General features: G+C 66.9%; 21 protein-coding genes and 1 tRNA gene. 6 read left to right on the top strand and 16 right to left on the bottom strand.

Annotated features, from left to right (window positions below):
• Positions 1-76 precede the first annotated feature (76 nt).
• The 9 genes from QX128_RS22030 to obgE form a co-directional block, all read right to left on the bottom strand.
• Positions 77-1,297: a divergent polysaccharide deacetylase family protein gene (locus QX128_RS22030; protein ID WP_316238519.1), complete on the bottom strand. Its 1,221-nt coding sequence runs from the start codon at positions 1,295-1,297 to the stop codon at positions 77-79.
• A gap of 182 nt (positions 1,298-1,479) precedes the next feature.
• Entirely contained in the window at positions 1,480-2,832 is a 1,353-nt protein-coding gene (locus QX128_RS22025; protein WP_315715943.1) for a S41 family peptidase, read from the bottom strand.
• On the bottom strand, positions 2,829-4,199 hold the full coding sequence (locus tag QX128_RS22020; RefSeq protein WP_316238518.1) for a murein hydrolase activator EnvC family protein: 1,371 nt from the start codon (positions 4,197-4,199) through the stop codon (positions 2,829-2,831). The genes QX128_RS22025 and QX128_RS22020 overlap by 4 nt, the downstream gene beginning before the upstream one ends.
• Positions 4,200-4,232: 33 nt before the next feature.
• A complete protein-coding gene (gene rlmH / locus QX128_RS22015; RefSeq protein WP_315800684.1) occupies positions 4,233-4,715 on the bottom strand; it encodes a 23S rRNA (pseudouridine(1915)-N(3))-methyltransferase RlmH in 483 nt (160 codons plus the stop codon).
• Between the two features lie 56 nt (positions 4,716-4,771).
• Positions 4,772-5,128 carry a ribosome silencing factor gene (rsfS, locus tag QX128_RS22010; RefSeq protein ID WP_316180344.1) on the bottom strand — a complete coding sequence of 119 codons (357 nt, stop codon included), beginning with the start codon at positions 5,126-5,128 and terminating at the stop codon, positions 4,772-4,774.
• A 308-nt stretch (positions 5,129-5,436) separates the two neighbouring features.
• Positions 5,437-6,060, bottom strand: a complete 624-nt coding sequence (locus tag QX128_RS22005; RefSeq protein WP_315800924.1) for a nicotinate-nucleotide adenylyltransferase — start codon at positions 6,058-6,060, stop codon at positions 5,437-5,439.
• A 63-nt stretch (positions 6,061-6,123) separates the two neighbouring features.
• Positions 6,124-7,413, bottom strand: a complete 1,290-nt coding sequence (locus QX128_RS22000; RefSeq protein WP_316238517.1) for a glutamate-5-semialdehyde dehydrogenase — start codon at positions 7,411-7,413, stop codon at positions 6,124-6,126.
• Positions 7,414-7,487: 74 nt separating this feature from the next.
• Positions 7,488-8,624, bottom strand: a complete 1,137-nt coding sequence (gene proB, locus QX128_RS21995; RefSeq protein WP_316238615.1) for a glutamate 5-kinase — start codon at positions 8,622-8,624, stop codon at positions 7,488-7,490.
• A gap of 317 nt (positions 8,625-8,941) precedes the next feature.
• Positions 8,942-10,012: a GTPase ObgE gene (obgE, locus tag QX128_RS21990; protein WP_315800681.1), complete on the bottom strand. Its 1,071-nt coding sequence runs from the start codon at positions 10,010-10,012 to the stop codon at positions 8,942-8,944.
• 201 nt (positions 10,013-10,213) lie between these two features.
• Between obgE and QX128_RS21985 the strand changes: the two genes are divergently transcribed.
• Positions 10,214-11,131 carry a DMT family transporter gene (locus tag QX128_RS21985; RefSeq protein ID WP_316180349.1) on the top strand — a complete coding sequence of 306 codons (918 nt, stop codon included), beginning with the start codon at positions 10,214-10,216 and terminating at the stop codon, positions 11,129-11,131.
• Positions 11,132-11,293: 162 nt separating this feature from the next.
• Here the strand turns inward: QX128_RS21985 and QX128_RS21980 are convergent, their stop codons facing one another.
• From QX128_RS21980 to rplU, 3 genes are all read right to left on the bottom strand, one after another.
• Positions 11,294-11,884: a GNAT family N-acetyltransferase gene (locus QX128_RS21980; protein ID WP_316238516.1), complete on the bottom strand. Its 591-nt coding sequence runs from the start codon at positions 11,882-11,884 to the stop codon at positions 11,294-11,296.
• 142 nt (positions 11,885-12,026) lie between these two features.
• On the bottom strand, positions 12,027-12,296 hold the full coding sequence (gene rpmA, locus QX128_RS21975) for a 50S ribosomal protein L27 (RefSeq protein WP_315715952.1): 270 nt from the start codon (positions 12,294-12,296) through the stop codon (positions 12,027-12,029).
• Positions 12,297-12,435: 139 nt separating this feature from the next.
• Positions 12,436-12,819 (bottom strand): 50S ribosomal protein L21, encoded by a 384-nt coding sequence (rplU, locus tag QX128_RS21970; RefSeq protein ID WP_035648644.1) that lies wholly within the window; start codon positions 12,817-12,819, stop codon positions 12,436-12,438.
• Positions 12,820-13,173: 354 nt separating this feature from the next.
• Between rplU and QX128_RS21965 the strand changes: the two genes are divergently transcribed.
• The 3 genes from QX128_RS21965 (at position 13,174) to QX128_RS21955 (ending at position 15,763) form a co-directional block, all read left to right on the top strand.
• Complete coding sequence (locus QX128_RS21965; RefSeq protein WP_316238515.1) at positions 13,174-14,313, top strand: ROK family protein; 1,140 nt, start codon at positions 13,174-13,176, stop codon at positions 14,311-14,313.
• A 473-nt stretch (positions 14,314-14,786) separates the two neighbouring features.
• Positions 14,787-15,443: an outer membrane protein gene (locus tag QX128_RS21960; protein WP_410053173.1), complete on the top strand. Its 657-nt coding sequence runs from the start codon at positions 14,787-14,789 to the stop codon at positions 15,441-15,443.
• A gap of 230 nt (positions 15,444-15,673) precedes the next feature.
• Positions 15,674-15,763, top strand: a tRNA-Ser gene (locus QX128_RS21955).
• Positions 15,764-15,850: 87 nt separating this feature from the next.
• On the opposite strand, the gene QX128_RS21950 is transcribed toward QX128_RS21955, so the two are convergent.
• Together QX128_RS21950 and QX128_RS21945 are read right to left on the bottom strand one after the other, a co-directional pair.
• Positions 15,851-17,026 carry a Gfo/Idh/MocA family oxidoreductase gene (locus tag QX128_RS21950; RefSeq protein ID WP_316238513.1) on the bottom strand — a complete coding sequence of 392 codons (1,176 nt, stop codon included), beginning with the start codon at positions 17,024-17,026 and terminating at the stop codon, positions 15,851-15,853.
• Between the two features lie 11 nt (positions 17,027-17,037).
• A complete protein-coding gene (locus QX128_RS21945; protein ID WP_315800675.1) occupies positions 17,038-18,093 on the bottom strand; it encodes a sugar phosphate isomerase/epimerase in 1,056 nt (351 codons plus the stop codon).
• 461 nt (positions 18,094-18,554) lie between these two features.
• Here QX128_RS21945 and QX128_RS21940 point away from each other — a divergent pair, with 461 nt between their 5' ends.
• Positions 18,555-19,313, top strand: a complete 759-nt coding sequence (locus QX128_RS21940) for a DUF2786 domain-containing protein (RefSeq protein WP_316180360.1) — start codon at positions 18,555-18,557, stop codon at positions 19,311-19,313.
• A gap of 47 nt (positions 19,314-19,360) precedes the next feature.
• On the opposite strand, the gene QX128_RS21935 is transcribed toward QX128_RS21940, so the two are convergent.
• Entirely contained in the window at positions 19,361-19,969 is a 609-nt protein-coding gene (locus tag QX128_RS21935; protein ID WP_316180363.1) for a hypothetical protein, read from the bottom strand.
• A 191-nt stretch (positions 19,970-20,160) separates the two neighbouring features.
• Between QX128_RS21935 and QX128_RS21930 the strand changes: the two genes are divergently transcribed.
• Positions 20,161-20,496 (top strand): MmcQ/YjbR family DNA-binding protein, encoded by a 336-nt coding sequence (locus QX128_RS21930; RefSeq protein ID WP_316180365.1) that lies wholly within the window; start codon positions 20,161-20,163, stop codon positions 20,494-20,496.
• 41 nt (positions 20,497-20,537) lie between these two features.
• Here QX128_RS21930 and QX128_RS21925 read toward each other — a convergent pair whose 3' ends face one another.
• A complete protein-coding gene (locus QX128_RS21925; protein ID WP_316238512.1) occupies positions 20,538-21,572 on the bottom strand; it encodes a hypothetical protein in 1,035 nt (344 codons plus the stop codon).
• Positions 21,573-21,794: the final 222 nt, after the last annotated feature.

Below are 21,794 nucleotides of genomic sequence, written 5' to 3'. Positions count from 1 at the left end.
CTTCCTGCGGGGACCCTGCGCCTCGCTGCGCAGGCCTCACGCTGTCACGTCGCCAGTCGGGCCGGCGCACGTTCGTTCAGTTCGATTTTGATTTCAGCATCGCGGTTGTCAATGGCACCAGCAGAATGCCCTTGCGGTCGAACCCCTTGATCCAGGTGGCGATGCGGTCGATCGAGACTGGCAGCGCCGAGGCGGTCCCGACAGCGACGCCACGTTCCTTGGCCAGGCTTTCGAGCTTGGCGAGCGCATTGTCGATCTCGACCGGGGTCGGCACCGCGTCGATGGTGACGTCGCCCTTCGCGAACGGCATCGCGAGCCCCGTGGCGAGTGACGCCGCCACGCTGCGCGGGGCTGCGCCATCGTCGAACAGGGCCAGGCCGCGCTTGGCGGCCTCGTTCACGATCGGCTGCATCGCCGCTTCCGTTGCGACGAAGCGCGCACCCATGAAGTTGCCGATGCCGACGTAACCCTGCAGCCGGCTCATGTGCCAGAACAACCGGTCGATGTTCTGGTCCGGTCCGAGTGTGGCGAGCAGCGTCTGCGGACCCGGATCGTTATCGGGATAGTCGTAGGGCTCCATCGGGACCTGCAGCAGGATCTCGTGGCGCTGCGCCCGGGCGCGCTCGGCGAGTTTGGTCGGATCGGAGCCATAGGGCGTGAAGGCCAGGGTGACCGCGGGCGGCAGCTTCATGATCGCGTCCGCCGTCTTGGCGGCGCCGACGCCGAGACCGCCGATCACGATCGCGACGGCCGGCATGCGCGCCGCCTTGGCGCGGTCGGCCTCGGCCGCATAGGCGGTGAACGGCTTCAGCCCGTCGGCCATCACTGGGATCATGCCGTAGCGCGACTTCTCCAGCAGCCGCGGGTCGACGCCGGGCATCTGGCTCGCAGCCGGCGTGGCCGATCCAGGCTCTGCCGTCTCGCCACCGGCACCGATCGCGACCTCCTGGCGGGCGCCGCTGGAGCCGTCGATGATGGTGACCGTCTTGCGCTCGCCGCCCTCCTGCTTGGCCGCGGGGGCCGCGCCGTGGTCGGCCTTTGCGTCTGGCTTGCCATCCGGCTTGGCGGTAGCCTTGTCGTCGGCGGGCTTTGCGCCCTCGTTGATCGCGACGCGGGCGACCGGCTCGCCACCGAGTGGATTGTCGTTGAACATCGCAAAGCCGGCAAACGCGACCAGGAACAGCCCCAGCAGCATCGCAAGGGCCTGCAGGGCCGTGAAGGGAAGCCGAACGCGGCGCCTGCGACGCTTTTCCGTCTGTCCGAGCGGGGCGCTCAGTTCGTCGGCCGTCTCTGTCATCGAAATTCCCGAATCAATCGGGTCGACGATACCACGGCAGGGATTCGGACGCAGGGCCAGTGTCCGAAAGCCCGTAGATCGGCGGAGCCGCAAACGAGAAGCCGTCCAAAAAACAAAGGGCGGCCTGGAGGCCGCCCTTCAAACCCACTTCGCGTCTGTCGGCTGCCGCTCCGGCGGCGGCCTCAGTTCGCCGCCTTGGCCGGCTTGTCGGCCGCGGCCTTTTCGGTCGGCGCCGGGGTGTTGGCGCTGTTCTTGATGCCATGGAGCAGGTCGGCAGCCATTTTGAGCGCCTTGTCGTCCTTGGTGTCCGGCGGCACGTAGGACTGCGAGCCGGTCTTCTCGTCGCCGTCGTTCTTGAGATGGCCGCGCAGCGACGCCTCGCCCTTGGTGTCGGTGCGCGATTTCAGCTCATCCGGCACGTCCTGCAGCACCTCGATGTCGGGCACGATGCCCTTGGCCTGGATCGATTTGCCCGACGGCGTGTAGTAGCGCGCGGTGGTCAGCCGCAGCGCGCCGTTGCCGGCGCCGAGCGGGATGATGGTCTGCACCGAGCCCTTGCCGAACGAGCGGGTGCCGACCAGCGTCGCGCGCTTGTGGTCCTGCAGCGCGCCGGCCACGATCTCCGACGCCGACGCCGAGCCGCCATTGATCAGCACGATGACCGGCTTGCCCTTGGTGAGGTCGCCGGCATGTGCCGCGCGGCGCTGCGTCTCCTCGGCATTGCGGCCGCGGGTCGAGACGATCTCGCCGCGCTCCAGGAACGCGTCGGAGACGGTGACCGCCTCCTCGAGCAGGCCGCCCGGGTTGTTGCGCAGGTCGATGATGTAGCCCTTCAGCTTGTCGCCGATCTGGTTCTGCAGGTCGGCGATGCTCTTCTTCAGGCCCTCGGTGGTCTGCTCGTTGAAGGTGGTGATGCGGATATAGGCGATGTCGTCGCTCTCGGTGCGCGAGCGCACCGAACGGACGCGGATGTTGTCGCGGGTCAGCGTCACGTCCAGCGGATTGTCGGCGCCCTTGCGCACGACCTTCAGCTTGATCTTGGTGCCGACCGGGCCGCGCATCTTCTCGACCGCCTGGTTGAGGGTCAGGCCCTGCACGGCTTCGTCGTCGAGATTGGTGATGATGTCGTTGGCCTGGATGCCTGCCTTCGAGGCCGGCGTATCGTCGATCGGCGACACCACCTTGATCAGGCCGTCTTCCATCGTCACCTCGATGCCGAGGCCGCCGAACTCGCCGCGGGTCTGCACCTGCATGTCGCGGAAGCTCTTCGCATCCATGTAGCTCGAATGCGGATCGAGGCCCGAGAGCATGCCGCTGATCGCGGACTCGACCAGCTTCGAATCGTCGGGCTTCTCGACATAATCGCTGCGCACCCGCTCGAACACGTCGCCGAACAGGTTGAGCTGGCGATAGGTATCGGCGGTCGCGGCGCGCGCCGTCGATCCCATCAACACCGCGCGCGGTTGCGAGACGAACAGGGTCAATGCCGCACCGGTGGCCGCGCTCAGGAGAATTACCGAAGTCTTACGCATCATCCGCGTACCTTTTCGCCTTCATTTGCGGCCCACCATGGGCCTGGATCGATTGGAGTGCCGTCCTTACGGAACTCGACATAGAGCACTGGTTGACTCGCGTTGGTAGCGAGAATGGAGGCAACCTGGGAGCTGTTACCCATGATCGCGACCGGCTCTCCCGTCTGAACAAACTGCCCGATGTTGACGGAAATGCGCTCCATCCCGGCGATCAGGACATGATACCCGCCACCGGCGTTGAGGATCAAGAGTTGTCCGTAGCTACGGAAGGGACCCGCATACACAACCCAGCCATCACACGGGGTTGTGACCTGAGCCCCTGGCCGGGTTGCCAAAGAAATGCCTTTATCCGAGCCGCCGGCACCGTCCGATGCGCCAAATTCGCGGATCTTGGTGCCGTTGACCGGAAACGCCAGCATGCCCTTGGTCGAGGCGAACGCGATCGCGGGCGCCTTGCGGCCTGGGTTGCGCAGCGCATTCGCGTCCGGCTTGCTGTTGACCGGCACCCCCTGCAGGCTCGCCGTCGAGGCAGCCTTGGCCGCGCTCTTGAGGTCCAGCTCCATCGTCGTGATCAGCCCCTGCAGCGAGTCGATCTGCTGGGCCAGCACGGCGGCGCGCGCGCTTTCGGCTTCCATGTCCTTCTCGGCCGAGCTCTGCTTGCGCTGGCGTTCCTCCACCAGGGCCGCGAGACGGGTCTGATCGGTGCGCAGCCTGTCGCGGTCGCCGGCGAGCTTGTCGCGTTCGCTGGCGATCGTCTTGCGGATGGCGACGAGCTCGCCGAGATCGGTCGAGAGCTTTTCGGCTCGGCTTCGCATCTCGGGGATCACCGAGCCCAGCAGCATCGCGGTCCGCAGGGATTGCAGCGCATCCTCGGGACGGACGAGCAGGGCCGGCGGGGTGCGGCGGCCGGCGCGCTGCAGTGCGGCAAGAACCTCGATGATCTCGGTCCGACGCGTTTCCAGCGACGTCCGCAGATCCTGCTCGCGGCCGTCGAGCCCGCGCAGCCGCGTTTCGGCCTCGCCGACGCGTACTTCGACGCTCCGCACCTGCGCCGCGACGTCGATCAGTTGCTGGTTGAGCTTGCCGCGATCCTCGCCGAGCGCGGCGATGTCGGCCTTCAGCCGCTCCTGGGCCTCAGCGGCGGCCTTCTGGGCCGCGCGGGCGGCCTCGAGCTCCTGTTCGCGCTGCTTCAACTGCTCCGGGGTGGCCGGCGTCGGTGATGCCGTACCAGGGATGGAGGGCCGGAGTCCGCTCTGCGCCAGCGCCGGACATCCGGAGAACACCACAACGAGCGCGATGAGCGACGCACGGCAGGACTGGCCGCCGCGGACAGGTCTTGGGGAGCAGGAGAGGGGCCGCGCAGCGAACATCGAGGTCCTTATTGTGCTCCCATCGTCCCTTGTTCAAGCGCGGTGATAGGGGTGACCGGCAAGGATCGTAGCAGTACGGTAAATCTGCTCGAGCAGCAGGACGCGGACGATCTGGTGCGGCCAGGTGGCGGCGCCAAACGCAACCCCGAGCTTGGCTCTGCGCCGCAAATCGGGCGAAAGTCCGTCGGCGCCGCCGATTGCGAAGACGGCAGCCGGAATGCCTTCGTCCCGCCAGCGCCCAAGATAACCCGCAAAGGTTGTGCTGTCGACGTTCCGGCCACGCTCGTCGAGGCAGACGAGCACGGACTTGTCCGGGACCGCCGCCGATATCGCGGCGGCCTCCTCGGTCATGCGTGTCGCCGCATCGCGCGCGCGGCTTTCCGGGATTTCATGGATGTCGAGGCCGCGAAAGCCGAGCTTTCGGCCGATGTCGTCGAAACGCTCGCGGTAGCGCTCCGCGAGCTCCCGCTCGGGACCCTGCTTCAACCGGCCGATGGCGACCACGATCAGGCGCATGCGCACGGACTAGCACGTGCGCGCCACGATTCGCATCCGCCGCGGCGTGGGTCCGCCTAGACCGCCTTGGCCGGGTTCGGCCCTTGAGTCCACAATCGCTCGAGATTGTAGAACTCGCGAACCTCGGGTCGGAACACGTGCACGATCACGTCGCCGGAATCGATCAGCACCCAATCGCAATTGGGTAGGCCCTCGATGTGGAGTTTCTTGGTGCCGGCTTCCTTCAGGCCCTTGGCGACGTTTTCCGCGATCGACCCGACGTGCCGGTTCGAGCGGCCCGTGGTGATGACCATGTAGTCGGAATAGGCCGATTTGCCGTGAAGATCGATCGTGATCGTCTCCTCCGCCTTCATGTCTTCGAGGCGGGAGAGGATCGTGCGCAGGGTCTTGTCGGCGTCGGGTTGCGCCTGCAAGGCCGCATCTTGGGTCGACGTCTTACGCGCTGACTTGGCTGTCGCCGACTTGGTAGTCGTTGCCTTCGTCTTGGGTAAGGCCGACTGGGACAATACAGATGTGGTCAGGGACCATTCCTTTCACTGTATCGCAGGCCGAATCCAACCCGGCCTGCTGACCATACTAGGCATGTGGGGTTAATGGTTTCAACAATCCAGTACCCCGGTCGTCCGGCCCGACAGCGTCGACGCCGTCCCGCTTCGGACCGTAGCGGGGACGGAAAGTTCCATGCATATCCGATGCCGCGTGATGGCGAACGCGTGGCCATTCAGAACGACTTCCAACTGCCGTCCGGGTTCCTCAGCCCCGTCGAGGACAGGCTGAGCTTCAGGCCGGTGAGGTAGACCCAGGCTGGAGCGGCGCGGTCGGCCAGACGGCTGGCTTGCGCTTCCGGTATACGATACCGCGCCAGGGCGCGTGCGGCGGGCGCGTTCAGGGCGCGGAAGCTGCGGGGCGGACGATCGACCACAGCCATCGGCACCTGGGCCGCGATGTGCTGCCACTTCTGCCAGCGATGGAACTGCGCGAGATTGTCGGCGCCCATGATCCACACGAAGCGCAGGCGGGAGGCACGCCGGCGCAGATAATCGATCGTGTCGGCAGTGTAGCGGGTGCCGATGACGGATTCGAGACAGCTGATCTCGATGCGGGGATCGGCGGCGACCTTGCGCGCCGCTTCGGCGCGTTCGGCCAGCGCATGCAGCCCGCCATTGTTCTTGAGCGGATTCCCCGGCGTGACCAGCCACCAGACACGGTCGAGCTGCAGCCGCTTCAGCGCGAACAGGCTGATCGCGCGGTGCGCCTGGTGCGGCGGATTGAACGAGCCGCCGAGCAGGCCGATGCGCATGCCGTCACTGTAGGGCGGCAGCGCCTGGCGGATCGCAAGGCGCATGGCTGTGGTGTCGGTCACGGCTGCTCCCTGCTGCTCGTGCGACTCAACCACAAGATGCGGCCGTCATGGCCGCGTCTGCCCGGTGCCGTGGATCCGGTATTTGAAGCTGGTGAGCTGCTCGACGCCGACTGGGCCGCGCGCATGGAATTTACCGGTGGCGATGCCGATCTCGGCGCCAAAACCAAATTCGCCGCCGTCGGCGAACTGGGTCGAGGCGTTGTGCAGCACGATCGCCGAGTCGACCTCGTTGAGGAACTTGTCGGCGGCCGCATTGTCGTCGGTGACGATCGCATCGGTATGATGCGAGCCATGCGCGTGGATGTGAGCGATCGCGCCATCGACGCCGTCGACGACCCTCGCGGCGATGATGGCGTCGAGATATTCGGTGTCCCAATCCTCGTTGCTGGCCGGCTTCACCCGCGCATCGGCCGCGCGCACGGCATCGTCGCCACGCACCTCGCAGCCGGCGCCGATCAGCAGGTCGACCAGCGGCTTGATCTTGTCCTGCGAGGCGCGATCGATCAGCAAGGTCTCGGCCGCGCCGCACACGCCGGTGCGGCGCATCTTGGCGTTCAGCACGATCGACTTGGCCATCTCCAGGTCGGCGGCGCCATCGACATAGACGTGGTTCACGCCTTCGAGATGCGCGAACACCGGCACGCGCGCCTCGGCCTCGACGCGCGCGACCAGGCTCTTGCCGCCACGCGGCACGATCACGTCGACACCGCCGTTCAGGCCCGACAGCAGCAGCCCGACGGCCGCGCGGTCGCGCGTCGGCACCAGCGTGATCGCGGCCTCCGGCAGGCCCGCCTCGCGCAGGCCCTCCACCAGGCATTCATGGATGGCGCGGCAGGAGCGGAACGAGTCCGAGCCGCCGCGCAGGATCACGGCATTGCCGGACTTCAGGCAGAGCACGCCGGCGTCGGCCGCGACGTTGGGGCGGCTCTCGAAGATCACGGCGATCACGCCAAGCGGCACCCGCACGCGTTCGATGGTCATGCCGTTCGGCCGCTGCCAGCTCTCGGTGACCACGCCGACCGGATCGGCGACGCCACGTACCACGGCGATGCCGTCGGCCATCGCGGCGACGCGGGCCGGGGTCAATGTCAGGCGATCAAGGAAGGACGAGGTCATGCCGGCCGCCTTGGCGTCGGCGACGTCCTCGGCATTGGCGGCGATGATGGCGTCGGCGCGGGCGCGGATCCGCCGCTCCATCGCCTCCAGCGCGCGGTTCTTCTGCTCGGCCGGCGCCAGCGACAGCACACGCGCCGCCGCACGGGCGCGCTTGGCGAGATCGTTCATCAGCTGGGGCAGATCGGCGCTGCCGTCGATAGCCTTGAGAGGCGCGGTCATGGGCGGTTCAACCTTGAATTAAGGCTCTCCAGTAGCACGGAAAGCGGCCATTTGCGAACGTCGGCGGCGGGGCTCTAGGCCGGCCCCACGCCCGCCGGGCCGATCACCAGATCGTCGCGATGGATCATCTCCGCTCGTCCCGACACGCCGAGAATGATTGCGACATCAGGCGAGGAGCGGCCCTTGATGCGCTCGGCGTCATCGGCGTCGTAGGCGATGAGGCCGCGGCCGATCTCGTGGGTGTCGGGCCCGCGCACCACCACCGCGTCGCCGCGGGCAAACTGTCCCTCGACCTTGATCACGCCGGCCGGCAGCAGGCTCTTGCCGGCGCGCAGGGCGTTGACCGCACCGGCGTCGATCGTCAACGTGCCCTTCGGCTCCAGCGAGCCGGCGATCCAGCGTTTTCGCGAGGTGACCGGATTGGCCGGCGTCAGGAACCAGGTGCAGCGGCCGCCATTGGCGATCGCCGCCAGCGGATGCTCGATCTTGCCGGAGGCGATCAGCATGTGGGTGCCGCCGGTGGTCGCGATCTTCGCGGCCTCGATCTTGGTCTTCATGCCGCCGCGGGACAGTTCGGATGCCGCGCTGCCGGCCATCGCCTCGATGTCGGCGGTGATGCTCTCGACCACGGGGATCAGCCGGGCGTTGGGATCCTGCGCGGGCGGCGCGGTGTAGAGGCCGTCGATGTCCGACAGCAGCACCAGCAGGTCGGCGCTGGCCATGGTGGCGACGCGGGCGGCGAGACGGTCATTGTCCCCGTAGCGGATTTCGGCGGTGGCGACCGTATCGTTCTCGTTGATGACAGGCACCGCGCGCCATTCCAGCAGTTTTGCGATCGTCGAGCGCGCGTTGAGATAGCGGCGGCGCTCCTCGGTGTCCTGCAGGGTCACCAGGATCTGGCCGGCGCCGATGCCATGGGCGCCGAGCACCTCCGACCAGATCCGCGCCAGCGCGATCTGGCCGACCGCGGCCGCCGCCTGGCTCTCCTCCAGCTTCAATGGTCCCCGCGGCAGCTTCAGCCGGCTGCGGCCGAGCGCGATCGAGCCCGACGACACCACCAGCAGCTCGCAGCCGCGGCCATGCAGCCGGGCGATGTCGGTGGCCAGCGCCGTCAGCCAGGAGGCGCGGACTTCGCCGGCCTCGGAATCGACCAGCAGCGACGAGCCGACCTTGACGACGATGCGGCGGAAATTTTCGAGACGGGGTGCCATGGTGAATTCGGTCAAGTCAGCTGCCATGGGCGGACTCTCAAGATCGAGTGGAGCTGGCGCCACGAAAGGTGGTGCGCTCCCCTCCCTTTTGCGGGGAGGGGTCGGGGGTGGGGGTCCACACGGCAAGACCGCCGCCGGGGCACCCCCCTCCCCAACCCTCCCCCACAAGGGGGGAGGGAGTGCACCGATCTCTAGGCGATCGCTTGCAAACAACCTTGAGCGAATGCCGGTCGGCAGTCCTTCAGAGGTAAGATACGAATTTGGTGCTGCGACATATGCGCCGGGCTCAGTCCGCAGCGCAAGGTTCGGTTCGAGCCTCAGCCCTGCGGTGGCACCGGGGCCGCCCACGGCTCCTCGGTCGCAGCATTCTCGACCGCGTTCTTGGCCTTGTTGGAGACCGGCGACTCCCCAACGACGTCGGCGAGCTTGCGCAGGGCTTCCTTGACGCCTTCGCCCGTGGCGCCGGAGATCAGCAGCGGCGTCTTCTTGGCGGCGCGCTTCAGCCGGTCTCTCTGCTTCTTCAGCTCGTCCGGGTCGACCGCGTCGATCTTGTTCAGCGCGACGATCTCGATCTTGTCGGTCAGCTCGCCGCCATAGGCCTCGAGCTCGTGCCGCACGGTCTTGTAGGCCTTGCCGGCGTGCTCGCAGGTGGCATCGACCAGATGCAGCAGCACACGGCAGCGCTCGACATGGCCGAGGAAACGGTCGCCGAGGCCCGCGCCCTCATGCGCGCCCTCGATCAGGCCGGGAATGTCGGCCAGCACGAATTCGCGGCCGTCGGAATTCACGACGCCGAGCTGCGGATGCAGGGTGGTGAACGGATAATCGGCGATCTTCGGCTTGGCGGCCGAGACCTTGGACAGGAAGGTCGACTTGCCGGCATTCGGCAGCCCGACCAGGCCGGCATCGGCGATCAGCTTCATGCGCAGCCAGATCCAGCGCTCCTCGCCGGGCTGGCCGGGATTGGCGTTGCGCGGCGCCCGGTTGGTCGGCGACTTGAAGTGCGCGTTGCCGAAGCCGCCATTGCCGCCCTCGGCCAGCACGAACCGTTCGCCGACCGCGGTAAAGTCGTGGATCAGCGTCTCGCGGTCCTCGTCGAAGATCTGGGTGCCGACGGGAACCTTGAGCACCACGGACTTGCCGCCGGCGCCATGGCGGTCCTTGCCCATGCCGTTCTCGCCCTTCTGGGCCTTGAAATGCTGCTGGTAGCGGTAGTCGATCAGGGTGTTGAGTCCATCGACAGCCTCGATGATCACGTCGCCGCCGCGGCCGCCATTGCCGCCGTTCGGCCCACCGAACTCGATGAACTTCTCGCGCCGGAACGCAACGCAACCGTTGCCGCCGTCGCCGGAGCGCACATAGACCTTGGCTTCATCGAGGAATTTCATGATGCGCCCTACGTAGGCGAGGCGGGTCCCCACGGCAACCGCGGAATGGGTTTAATTCGGCCCGAAGCCTTAATTTCGAGCGGTAAAGCCGCGCTGCGCACGACTTGGACAAGCGTTGCGCAGGGGTTGCGGCAGGGCTGCGTCACGCTTTCGGCGGAAGGGCTGGAGCCACCGCGGTCGGGCTGATAAGGCAGCCTCGTCATGAGCGTGCTGTCCCGAATCTCCACCGCCAACGATGAGCGCTCGGCGCGGCTCGCCGGCATCGGCCTGATGCTGCTGTCGATCGCGATGTTCTCGTTCGGCGATGCCTTGGGCAAGTTCCTGGTCTCGACCTATGCCGTCGGCCAGCTGCTGTGGCTGCGCGCCTGTGCGGCCCTGCTCTTGCTCGCACCGTTCATCTGGCGCAACCGCGCCGCGTTCCTGCAGCTCGAGCGTCCCTGGCTGCAGCTGGTGCGCGTGATCCTGTCGACGTTGGAGGTGGCGGCGTTCTTCCTCGCCACCGTCTATCTGCCGCTCGCCGACGTCATCACCTACTATCTCGCCGGCCCCATCTTCGTCACCGCGCTGTCTGCGCTGGTGCTGCGCGAGCATGTCGGCTGGCGGCGCTGGACCGCGATCCTGATCGGCTTCTGCGGCGTGCTGATCGCGCTGCGGCCCTCGGCGCAGACCTTCAGCCTGCCGGCCTTGATCGCGCTCGGCGGCAGTCTGTCGTTCGCGGTGCTGATGCTGATCACGCGTTCGCTGCGCGCGACGCCCGACATCGTGATGGCGTCGTCGCAGTTCGTCGGCACCTTCCTGCTCGGCGCCGCGATGTCCTCGTTCGGCTGGGTGACGCCGACACCCGGCAGCCTGGTGCTGTTCGCCGCCGCCGGTCTCATCTCGGTGACCGCTCTCTTCTGCGTCAACCGCTCGCTGAAGCTGGCCCCGGCTTCGGTCGTCGTGCCTTATCAGTACACGATGATCGTCTGGGCCGTGCTGTTCGGCTTCGTCGTTTTTGGCGACGTGCCCCATCCCGCGACCATCATCGGCGCCATCATCATCATCGGCGCGGGGCTGTACATCTACTTGCGCGAACGCAGCCTGGGGCAGGGACAGGGTGCGGTGAATCCCCCGGTGTAGCGGCGTTCACCGCCGTCGTCCCGGCCTCGAGCCGGGACCCAGACTCCGTGCGGCCTGTGGTGGAGAAGGCTGTGGCTCCAGCGTGATCCCACCACCGATTTCGGTGGCTATGGGTCCCGGCTCGATGCCGGGACGACACGAGTGATGGAGCGGTCGCCTCGGCTAAATCCGCCGCCCCGCATTGGCCCAGGCTTTCAGCGACGACCAGACCCCACGGGTCAGGCGGAAGGCGTCGATGGGCGCCGAGGAGCCGATCACCTCGAAGCGGTGCAGCTCGACGCCGGTCCATTGGAAGCCGCACTTTTCGAGGATGTTGCGCGAGGCTGGGTTGCTGACGCGGGCGTGCCCGATCAGCACATTGTCCTCGCTCGTCTCGAAGAAATGGTCGATCGCGGCGCGCGCGGCTTCGGTGCCGAAGCCGCGGCCCCAATGCGCAACGCCGAGCCAGTAGCCGAGCTCGGCGCGGCCTGTTGCTGGTCGATTGATCCCGACCATCCCGATCGGCGTGTCGAGGTGCTCGATCAGGAAGGCGGTCTCACCCGTCTGCTCCAGCCCGCGAACGAAGCGAGCGGCATCGACCTCCGAATAGGGATGCGGCAGGCGGCGGGTATTCTCGGCGATAAAACGGTCGTCGGCGAGCCGGGCGATGGCTGTCACGTCCGCGAGCACCGGCGCCCGCAGCGTCAGCCGGGGGGTCTCGAGGACGCAAGGTCTCGCCTCGCGCAAGGTGGGGGTGGTGATGTCCTGCAGCATGTCGGGCTCCATCGACGCTTCGGGATCAGTTTCGGATCAGCGAAAATGAAAAGGGGAGGCCGGTTGTCCCGCCTCCCCTGGAGCCATCTGGCGCTCCGCCGGTTCATCAGGACCCGGCGGACGCGTATCGTTCCACCGTATTCTATTCAGCAGCCTCGGCGGCTACCGGACGCACCGAAATGAACGTGCGGTTGGCGCGGGCATGGAATTCGACGACGCCGTCGATTTTCGCGAAGATCGTGTGATCCGTGCCCATGCCGACGTTGAGGCCGGGATGCCAGGTCGTGCCGCGCTGACGCGCAATGATGTTGCCGGGAATCACGCGCTCGCCGCCGAACGCCTTGATGCCGAGGCGCTTGCCCTTGGAGTCGCGTCCGTTGCGGGATGAACCGCCTGCCTTTTTGTGAGCCATCGCTCGTCTCCGATCTCTTGCGATCACCTTTAGCGCGATTCCGCTAAGGGATCATTCACATTTGCAACCTGCGCGGACAAAAATTCCACGCGCGATGAGGATCAAGCCGGTGCGGCGCGCGAGACGCGCGCCGGCACGCTTACTCCGCGGCGTCGGCCGCCGGGGCTTCCGCCTTGGCCTTCTTCGGGCGTGGGCCCTTGGTCGGCTTGGCGTTGTCGGTCAGGATCTCCGAGACGCGGATCAGGGTCAGCTCGTCACGGTAGCCGCGCTTGCGGCGGGAATTCTTGCGGCGACGCTTCTTGAACGCGATGACCTTGGGGCCGCGCTTATGGTCCAGCACCTCGACGGCCACGGACGCGCCGGCCACCGCAGGGATGCCCAGCACCGGCGTATCGCCGCCGACCACCAGCACCTCGTTCAGCTGCACGATCGTCCCGGGCTCACCGTCGATCTTGCCAATCTCGAGCACATCATCCGGGGCGACGCGGTATTGCTTGCCGCCGGTTTTGATGACTGCGAACATCGTTCTCATCCTTCGTGTTCGATCCCGGCCTCAGAGCGCGATGGCCCCGGGTCGGCTTCTTGTTCAGTCGTTATGGTTCATGGAGTCCGGCCCGATCGGGGCCGGCAGTTACGCCCGAGGCTTTGACGCCTCCGAAAAGAGCGCAACGACAAACGGCGCAGGAACGCCCGCGCCGGTCGATCGGGCGCTTATAGCGGGGTGAGCCGGCGAGTCAAGGTGAATGGACGGTTGCCGGCCGGACGGATGCCCGGCCCCCCCCCCCGGCCGCTATTCGCTCGACCCGGCGCACCGGACCCGCAACCAACTGTTCCCTCCGCCGTTGTTCGAGCCCAACGTACAACAGGGCAGGATCACATGGCCGACGACGTCATGACCACCACGGGCATCGCCCGCCACGGCGCCGCGCGGCTGCCGTCGGTCGAGATCGACAGCTTCAACATCGAGCTCAAGGACGAGGACGGCTTCCTCGGCGACCGCGCCTCCAAGGGCGCCTTCCGCAAGATCCTGGAGCGCTGGCGCAAGCCGTTGCGCAAGTCCGGCAAGGACCCGTTCGGCGACGAGGACAGCGAGACCATCAGCAAGAAGACGCTGGACGCGATCCTGGTCGGCGACGACACCGAGGCCTCGGCCGTGGTGCATTCGGCGATCGAGGAGTTCGCCCAGGAGCTTGCCCATGTCACCCGCCGCTTCCTGCGCACCAAGGCCTGGGCCAAGACCGAATGCATCGTGGTCGGCGGCGGTTTTCGCGATTCCCGGCTCGGCGAGCTGGCGATCGCGCGCACCGAGATCATCCTCAAGGACGAGGGCTTTGGCGTCGAGCTGGAGCCGATCCGCTATCATCCCGACGATGCCGGCCTGATCGGCGCACTGCATCTGGCGCCGTCGTGGATCTTCGAGGCCCATGACAGCATCCTCGCCGTCGACATCGGCGGCACCAACATCCGCTGCGGCGTCGTCGAGACCGCCTGGAAGAAGTCGCCGGATCTGTCGAAAGCGTCGGTGTGGAAGTCCGATCTCTGGCGCCATGCCGATGACGAGCCCACGCGGGAAGGTGCGGTCAAGCGGCTCGCCAAGATGCTGAAGGGGCTGATCGAGGAGGCTGACACCGAGGGCCTCAAGCTTGCGCCTTTCATCGGCATCGCCTGTCCCGGCGTCATCAACGAGGACGGCTCGATCGAAAAGGGCGCGCAGAACCTGCCGGGCAATTGGGAGAGCAGCAAGTTCAACCTGCCGGCCAGCCTGGTCGAGGCGATCCCGATGATCGGCGACCACGACACCGCGGTGCTGATGCACAATGACGGCGTCGTGCAGGGGCTCTCCGAGGTGCCGTTCATGCAGGAGTTCGAGCGCTGGGGCGTGCTGACCATCGGCACCGGCCTGGGCAATGCCCGCTTCACCAACCGCCGCAAGGAGAACGGCCGCAAGGACAAGGACGACAAGGCCAAGGAGGACAAGGCCGACGACAAGAAGGCGGCCAAGAAGAAGAAGGATTGAGCATTGACGCGGCCGCACCGTGGCTGCCAGGGCCTGACGGGAGGGCAATGTTGCGCTGCAGCAGGGGTGTCTCCCCGCGCCAGGACGTGCGGAAAACCGCCGTACAACCAGTCGGATGGGATGGAACCCGGTAACCTTGACTGGTTAGGTTAAGGAACGGTTCGCATTGCGATGCACGCGCAGATGGCCCAGGGTCGCCGGTGTCGCTCAGGCCGGCCGGATTGACCCCCGTCTCTTCCGTCGGTTTCCCCAAGATGTAGCGACACGGGACCGCCGGTATGTGTCAGCGTACGGCGGTCCCACCTTTGTCCCTGACCTCCCGTCGCCGGCCGCCGCGCCGACCGCAGGCAGAAATCGCCACCGATATCACGAAGATCTATTTACAAACCGACTAGTCGGTTTATAAATCAATGTCCCAAATGCGGTGGGATTTTGACGGCGCAATCTCGCGCCGGATGGAGTGTGAGGACATGATGATCGGACGCGCGAGATACGGGATGGCCGCCATGGCGCTGGCGGCGCTGGGCTGCGGCGGGGCGGAGGCGGCGGACCTGGCGGCGACTTCCTACAAGGCGCCGGCCTATGCGGCCGCACCGGCGCCGTTCTCCTGGACCGGCTTCTATGCCGGCGCCAATGTCGGCGGCGCCTTCACCGGAAACGACTCCTTCACGAACGCCGCCGGCGGCAATGGCGGCAAGCTGTCCGGCGTGATCGGCGGCGGGCAGGCCGGCTACAACTACCAGATCTCGCCGATGTTCGTGGTCGGCATCGAGAACGATCTCGAATTCACCGGCCTCTCGCGCAAGGGCGACGTCGTCGATCCGGCCGTCAGCATGCCCTGGCTCACCTCCGGCCGCGCGCGCGCCGGCATCGCGGTGCTCGACCAGCGCCTGTGGCTGTATGGTACGGCGGGTCTTGCGGCGGGCGAGTTGAAGGACGGGCCGATCCACAAGATGAAGATGGGCTGGACCGCGGGCGCTGGCGCCGAATGGGCGTTCCAGCCGAAATGGTCGGCGAAGCTCGAATATCTCTACACAGATCTCAAGCACGACGACCTGCCGGACTGGCGGGCGGCCAAGATCCACTCCGTGCGGGTCGGCTTGAACTACCATTTCGACCTGTTCCGCTGACGGGCGCTGCGCAGACCATCGGGTTCGACGGCCCGCGTCAGTCTGGGGCCGTCGGAGCGCGGGGCGAGCGGTGCAGCCGTTCAGCCGCCGCGTGCGGTCCGCTTCCCCGAGCGGACCGCAATGGCGCGCCTGCGCGAGCCCCCGGAAAATTTCGACCGGCTGCCTTGTCACTCCCCGCATCGTGCCCTAGAACGGCGCCCGACCCGGGGGCTCGCCCCTGATTTGCGCCTGGAGAGGTGGCAGAGTGGTTGAATGCACCGCACTCGAAATGCGGCATAGGTGCAAGCCTATCGGGGGTTCGAATCCCTCCCTCTCCGCCAGCAAAACGTTCGCAGATGTCCGTTGCAGTCTTCCGGCTGGCGTTCGAGCGCCTATAACGCCAGAAGCTTCGGGACGGCGTGTCGGCGTCAACTCATCCGGATCCACGCGCCCTTGGCGGCCGATGATCTGACGGCTGCATCGATGAACTTCACGCCGGCCAGGCCGTCCTCGATGGTCGGGAAGAGCACATCGCGATCCGGCTTCTCGCCGACCCTGGCCGCGCGGATGGCGTGGGCGGCCTCGGCGTAGATGGTGGCAAAGCCTTCGAGATAGCCCTCGGGGTGGCCGGAGGGCAGTCGGGTGACACGCGCGGCCGCGCCGAGCGTGCCCGCCCCGCCGCGGGTCAGAAGCTGCTTGGGGCGTCCATAGGGCGTGAACCAGAGCTGGTTTGGATTCTCCTGCACCCATTCGAGGCCGCCCTTGCTGCCGGAGACGCGCAAGGTCAGGCCGTTCTCATGACCGACCGCCACTTGGCTCGCCCACAGCATGCCCCTCGCGCCGCCTTTCCATCTGAGGAGGATCTGAACGTCGTCGTCGAGACGACGCCCCGGGACGAAGGTCGACAGCTGCGCGAGCAGCTCATCGAGCTCGAGCCCGCTGACGAAGCAGGCGAGGTTGTAGGCGTGCGTCCCGATGTCGCCGATGCAGCCGCCCGGGCCGGAGCGGGCGGGGTCGGTGCGCCACGCCGCCTGCTTGTGATCGCTCTGCTCCAGCCGCTCGGTCAGCCAGTCCTGGAGATATTCGGCGTGCACCAGCCTGATGTCGCCGAGCTCGCCGCTCGCGACCATCGCCCGCGCCTGCCGCACCATCGGATAGCCGGTGTAGTTGTGCGTCACCACGAACACCTTGCCCGTCGATCGGACTAGGGCCGCCAGCTCTTCGGCCTCGGCCAAGGTCGTCGTCAGCGGCTTGTCGCAGATCACATGGATGCCGGCCTGAAGGAAGGCTTTCGCAACCGGGGCGTGCACGTGGTTCGGCGTGACGATCGCGACCGCCTCGATGCCGTCAGTGCGCGCCGCTTCGGCCCTGGCCATCTCTTCGAACGAGCCGTAGGCGCGATCGTCGGCAAGCCCGATCTCCTTGGCCGAGGCCTTGGCGCGGGTGGAATCGGATGCGAGCGCGCCGGCCACCAGCTCGAACTGGTCGTCGATGCGTGCGGCGATGCGGTGGACGGCGCCGATGAAGGCCCCTTGTCCGCCGCCGACCATTCCCAGCCGGATGCGCGCATGGCGACCGGCTTCATGGCTTGCGTCGATGGCCATCTGTTCCTCCCTCAGGACAGGCCCAGCATCTTGCGGTTCGCCATGTCGTCCGCGCCGGAGCCGGCGAAATCATCAAAGGCCTTCTCTGTGACCTCGATGATATGGCTCCTGATGAACTCGGCGCCCTCGCGCGCACCCTGTTCGGGATGCTTGATGGCGCACTCCCATTCCAGCACGGCCCAGCTGCCATAACCGTATTGCGTCAGCTTCGAGAAGATCGCGCCGAAATCGACCTGGCCGTCGCCGAGCGAGCGGAAGCGGCCGGCCCGATCGGCCCAGCTCTGGAATCCGCCATAGACGCCCTGGCGTCCGGTCGGATTGAACTCGGCGTCCTTGACGTGAAACGCCTTGATGCGCTCGTGATAGATATCGATGTAGGCGAGATAATCGAGCTGCTGCAGAACGAAGTGCGAGGGATCGTACAGCAGATTGGCGCGCTTGTGATTGCCCACCCGCTGCAGGAACATCTCGTAGGAGACGCCGTCGTGCAGGTCCTCGCCAGGATGGATCTCATAGGCGAGATCGACCCCATGTTCCTCCGCATGGTCGAGGATGGGGCGCCAGCGCCGCGCGAGTTCGTCGAACGCAGCTTCGACGAGTCCAGGTGGACGCTGCGGCCATGGATAGATGTAGGGCCACGCCAAGGCGCCGGAAAACGTCGCATGCGCGGTGAGCCCGAGCCGCCGTGAAGCCTGGATCGCCCGCTTGACCTGATCTATGGCCCAATCGGTCCGCGCTTGCGGATTGCCGCGAACCTCGGGCGCCGCGAACCCGTCGAAGGCCGCATCATAGGCCGGGTGAACGGCAACGAGCTGGCCTTGGAGATGCGTCGAGAGCTCGGTGATCGCCAATCCGTGGCGCGCCGCAATGCCCTTCACCTCGTCGGCATAGTCCTGCGACTCGGACGCCCTATGGAGGTCGAAGAGCCGGCCGTCCCAACTGGGGATCTGAACCCCCTCATAGCCGAGCGAGGCCGCCCATCCGCAAATCGAATCCAGCGAATTGAAAGGCGCAGTATCTCCGGCGAACTGGGCGAGAAAGATGGCGGGACCCTTGATCTGCTTCATCGCATGCTCCCTTCTCCCCGTGGATGCGCCCGTGCACGCTCTCCGATAGTGCCATCGCACCGGCGCATCCGCCACGCTGGAACCACTCTGCGTTTCACCACCAGTCTCAATTTGCTGCGTCGGACGCTCGCGCTGCGCGCACTGCAATCCCGGCCGTAACGCCGGTCCTCGGCATCCCCCCGCCAGGCTTTTCAAGGCGCGAGGCCCGTGAGATACAGTCGATGAGTGCTGTCTGCGAATGTCCCCGGTTGCTCCATCTGCCAATGACGAGCCAAGTCGATTGCGGTCCTCCAACGGCTCACCAGCACCATGAATGACGCCTGCGATGTCACTGGCCTGGGACGCACGACGCTTTGCGCATTGATGAGAACGAGGGATCACACGACGTCGGTCGTCGGCGTCTGTGGTGGGTGCTCGTGTCCACGGCGCAATCCTGCCGCGCCTTCTTTGGAGCCTGACCGGTGAGCCAGACATTCGATCGTCCCGCCGCTGATCCTGTCGCCCTCGACAGGCTCAAGGCCCGCATCCAGGCGTTGCGCGCGAAAACCATCGCCAATGGCTGCACCGAGGACGAGGCGCTGTCCGCGGCCGCCAAGGTCGCTGAACTGCTCGATCGCCACGACCTGTCGCTGTCCGACCTCGAGCTGCGGGCGTCGGCGTGCGAGCGCAAGGTCTACGAAACCCATCGCAAGAAGCGCATTCCGCTGGACGACTGCATCGGCGCGATCGCGCATTTCTGCGATTGCCGGGTCTGGCGCGAGAAGAACCCGGCCGGCGAAGCGAGCTACGTGTTCTTCGGTCTCCCGGCGGATGTCGAGGTTGCGCATTATCTGGCGGAATTGATCGACAACGCCGTGCGCGCCGAGCTCGGCCGCTACAAGACCTCGGCCGAGTACCGCCGGTTCCGGCATCAGGACCGGCATCTCGCCAATGCCTCCTTCGCCCTCGGCATGGTGGTGTCGATCGCCGACCGCCTCGCGGCAATGAAGGCGAGCCGCGATCAGGCCAACGAAACCACCGGCCGCGGCCTGGTCGTGCTCAAGACCTCGGTGGTCGATGCCGAGTTCGACAAGCTCGACCTGAAGCTGCGGTCGGCGCGCAGCACGAGCCGGATGGTGTCGACGGCCGCCTATGAGGCCGGAGGTGCCGCCGGCACCACGCTCGCGATCAGTCCGGGCGTGAGCGGCGCCCCGCAACGGAATCGACCGAACGGGAACTGAACTCAGTCCCCAACGGTCGTTGCCTTGTCGCTGTTGCGGGCTTGCCCTCAGCTCTTCGCGCCCGGCCCCTTCAACGCATTCCAGGCCGCCTGATTGGCCTGATCGAACGCCTTGCGGGATTCGCTCAGGGCGGCACTGAGCACCGACCAGGACTCGCTGCCGGTCTGTTTCAGCTTCTCGAGATGAGCGCCGGCCGCCGACGCGTCGGATTTGAGCTGCTTCAGCACGGCGTCGAGATCGGTGGTGCCGGCCGTCGTCACCTTGGTCGCGGCCTCGCGAAACCTGTCGGCCGACTCGCGCCAAGCCTTGGCCTGGGCGGCGGCAATGTCCTTGAAGGTCGCCTGCTGCTGCGCGGCCTGCCTGCCGGCCGCTTCGAAATAGGCACTCATCTGCGCCTCGAATCCGGCCCAGTGCGCGTCCAGTTCCGTCTTCGCGCTGGCCAGCGCGGCTTCGCCGGCCTCGGCTTGCGTCTTGAGCAGGGCCTCGAGATCGCTGCGGCGCTTCTTCAGGTCCGCCATGATCTCGTCGGTCTTCACTTTGGATGCTGCTTCGGCCTCGGCTGCCTTGACGCCGAGCGACTCCAGCGCTGCATCCATCTCATGGAGGCGCTCCCTGGCCCAGTTCAAGTAAACCTGCATCGTGCTCTGTGCCGCCATGTCTTGCTCTCCTTTGATCGCATCCTGCGACAAGCCATATAGAAACGATGGCGTTTAGTTTTGACGTGCATCAAGGGCTTGGGGTGGCGGTCTTCACGTTCGCGTGCAGGGCGGCGGGGACACCGCATGGCGGACCGCGCTGGCCGGTGCTAGTCATATCCTTCGAATACGATCGCAAGAGGCGCGTCGAGATGACCGGTGACGAATTTCGCAGCCTCGCTCTGTCGTTCGCCGGAGCGACCGAGGCGCCTCACTTCGATCGCACCGCGTTCAAGCTGCACCGGACCTTCGCGACCCTCGCCGCCGATGGCGCATCCGCCAATGTCCTGCTCTCGCCCGACGAGCAGGAGCACCATGCCGGCCTGCAGCCCGGCGTGTTTCGCCGGGTCCCCAACAAATGGGGTGATCAGGGCTGGACCACCGTGTCGCTCGCCGACGTCGACGCCGCTCGCCTGCGCAGCGTGCTCGAGAGCGCGTGGCGCGCCGCGCATCGTCCGCCGCGTTCACGCGGCCGCAGCAGGCGCTGAGCCGACCCCGGCGAAACAATCGCCGGCGGCGACAAGAACTCTCACACCCTTCGCCCGACCATCAGCAGGATGCCGCCGATCTGCGGCAGGAGCGCCAGCAGGATCAGGCGGAGCATGACGAAGTCGTCGGCGGAGGGCTTCACCACGCCGCGCGACACCCACGCCACCAGCTTGATCGCGGCCTCGGTCTGCGGATCGGCGGTCTGGCTGACCGTGGACATCGCCGCGTCCAGCGCCAGCCGGCGCTCGGCAACGGCGGCCTCGCGCTCGCGGCAGAACTTGCCGACGCCGCCCTTGCACTCGCGGTCGCGCGCGGTCATGGCGTCGGCGAGCGCGGTCTGCGCCGCCTGCACCGCGGGCGTCACGCGCGAGGCGCGCGCCAAGGTGACGTCGCTGATGTTGGTGGAGGCGAAGCCGATGCTGGCGGTGACCGCGAACACGAAGGTCATCAGCCACACCGCCCAGCCGGTCAGTGCCGAGGCGCGGTGGCGCGCCTGCCACAGCCGAGCGGCGCAGGTCGGCATCACCAGCGCGACGAGGTCGGCGGTCACGCCGACAGCAAGGAACATATAGCCCGCGGTGCTGTTCGAGCCGAGCGAGTGGGCGAACCAGCCGTTCATGGCCATGCCGACCGCGGCCAGCGCCAGTGCGGCCAGTTGCAGCAGGACCGAAGAGGCGGTGATGCCAGCGCGCGCGGGCTTCGCCGGCGTGATCGGCGCGGCGGCCTGCACGACCTCGGCCTCGGTCGCGGCCGACGCTTCGCGCGGCGGTATCGTGGCCGGCGGCGCTGCGGCCGGGATCGCCGCGGCGGCCGCGCTGGCAGCCGCCCCCGTGCGGGACGCCTCGGCAACGGCCGGGGCTTTCGCCGGCTCGTTCACGTAGTCCAGGAAGTCCGGCATGATCAGCGTCTCGGACGCGAGCATCTCGTCGTCGAGCGCCGCCATCTTGGCTTTCTCGGCCTTGTCGGCTCGGGGCCGCGGGCGTGGCTTGACGACCTTGGCGCGCTTCGGACGCGGCTTGGCCGTCTTCGGCTCTCGCCAGGGAATGATGGATGCGACTACGGACTCATCAGCCATCGGGGCTGCTCCAATCGGTGGTGATGGGCGCGACGCTGCGTTTGCACGCAGCGCTGACCGCGCCGGCATCGGGTGCACGTCTGATGGGGAATCGGGCAGCGGCCCGCCTCGAAGCGGGCCTTCGTTCTTGCGGCCGGGCTGGCGTCGCGCGAAGAAATCGTTGGCGTCTCCCGCGCCCTGGTCCGCCGATGATGCGGAGGGCTTGCGGTCACAAGCGCCACG

It is taken from the genome of Bradyrhizobium sp. SZCCHNR1015, assembly GCF_032489875.1.
In the GTDB taxonomy this organism is placed as follows: domain Bacteria; phylum Pseudomonadota; class Alphaproteobacteria; order Rhizobiales; family Xanthobacteraceae; genus Bradyrhizobium.
This window is presented reverse-complemented; position numbering and strand designations above follow the sequence as displayed.

Bases quoted from the DNA above. Each gene is read 5' to 3' on its own strand.
- QX128_RS22030 (WP_316238519.1), bottom strand. From the start codon at position 1,297: ATGACAGAGACGGCCGACGAACTGAGCGCCCCGCTCGGACAGACGGAA.
- QX128_RS22025 (WP_315715943.1), bottom strand. From the start codon at position 2,832: ATGATGCGTAAGACTTCGGTAATTCTCCTGAGCGCGGCCACCGGTGCG.
- QX128_RS22020 (WP_316238518.1), bottom strand. From the start codon at position 4,199: ATGTTCGCTGCGCGGCCCCTCTCCTGCTCCCCAAGACCTGTCCGCGGC.
- rlmH (WP_315800684.1), bottom strand. From the start codon at position 4,715: ATGCGCCTGATCGTGGTCGCCATCGGCCGGTTGAAGCAGGGTCCCGAG.
- QX128_RS22005 (WP_315800924.1), bottom strand. From the start codon at position 6,060: ATGCGCCTTGCGATCCGCCAGGCGCTGCCGCCCTACAGTGACGGCATG.
- QX128_RS22000 (WP_316238517.1), bottom strand. From the start codon at position 7,413: ATGACCGCGCCTCTCAAGGCTATCGACGGCAGCGCCGATCTGCCCCAG.
- proB (WP_316238615.1), bottom strand. From the start codon at position 8,624: ATGGCACCCCGTCTCGAAAATTTCCGCCGCATCGTCGTCAAGGTCGGC.
- obgE (WP_315800681.1), bottom strand. From the start codon at position 10,012: ATGAAATTCCTCGATGAAGCCAAGGTCTATGTGCGCTCCGGCGACGGC.
- QX128_RS21985 (WP_316180349.1), top strand. From the start codon at position 10,214: ATGAGCGTGCTGTCCCGAATCTCCACCGCCAACGATGAGCGCTCGGCG.
- QX128_RS21980 (WP_316238516.1), bottom strand. From the start codon at position 11,884: ATGCTGCAGGACATCACCACCCCCACCTTGCGCGAGGCGAGACCTTGC.
- rpmA (WP_315715952.1), bottom strand. From the start codon at position 12,296: ATGGCTCACAAAAAGGCAGGCGGTTCATCCCGCAACGGACGCGACTCC.
- rplU (WP_035648644.1), bottom strand. From the start codon at position 12,819: ATGTTCGCAGTCATCAAAACCGGCGGCAAGCAATACCGCGTCGCCCCG.
- QX128_RS21965 (WP_316238515.1), top strand. From the start codon at position 13,174: ATGGCCGACGACGTCATGACCACCACGGGCATCGCCCGCCACGGCGCC.
- QX128_RS21960 (WP_410053173.1), top strand. From the start codon at position 14,787: ATGATCGGACGCGCGAGATACGGGATGGCCGCCATGGCGCTGGCGGCG.
- QX128_RS21950 (WP_316238513.1), bottom strand. From the start codon at position 17,026: ATGGCCATCGACGCAAGCCATGAAGCCGGTCGCCATGCGCGCATCCGG.
- QX128_RS21945 (WP_315800675.1), bottom strand. From the start codon at position 18,093: ATGAAGCAGATCAAGGGTCCCGCCATCTTTCTCGCCCAGTTCGCCGGA.
- QX128_RS21935 (WP_316180363.1), bottom strand. From the start codon at position 19,969: ATGGCGGCACAGAGCACGATGCAGGTTTACTTGAACTGGGCCAGGGAG.
- QX128_RS21930 (WP_316180365.1), top strand. From the start codon at position 20,161: ATGACCGGTGACGAATTTCGCAGCCTCGCTCTGTCGTTCGCCGGAGCG.
- QX128_RS21925 (WP_316238512.1), bottom strand. From the start codon at position 21,572: ATGGCTGATGAGTCCGTAGTCGCATCCATCATTCCCTGGCGAGAGCCG.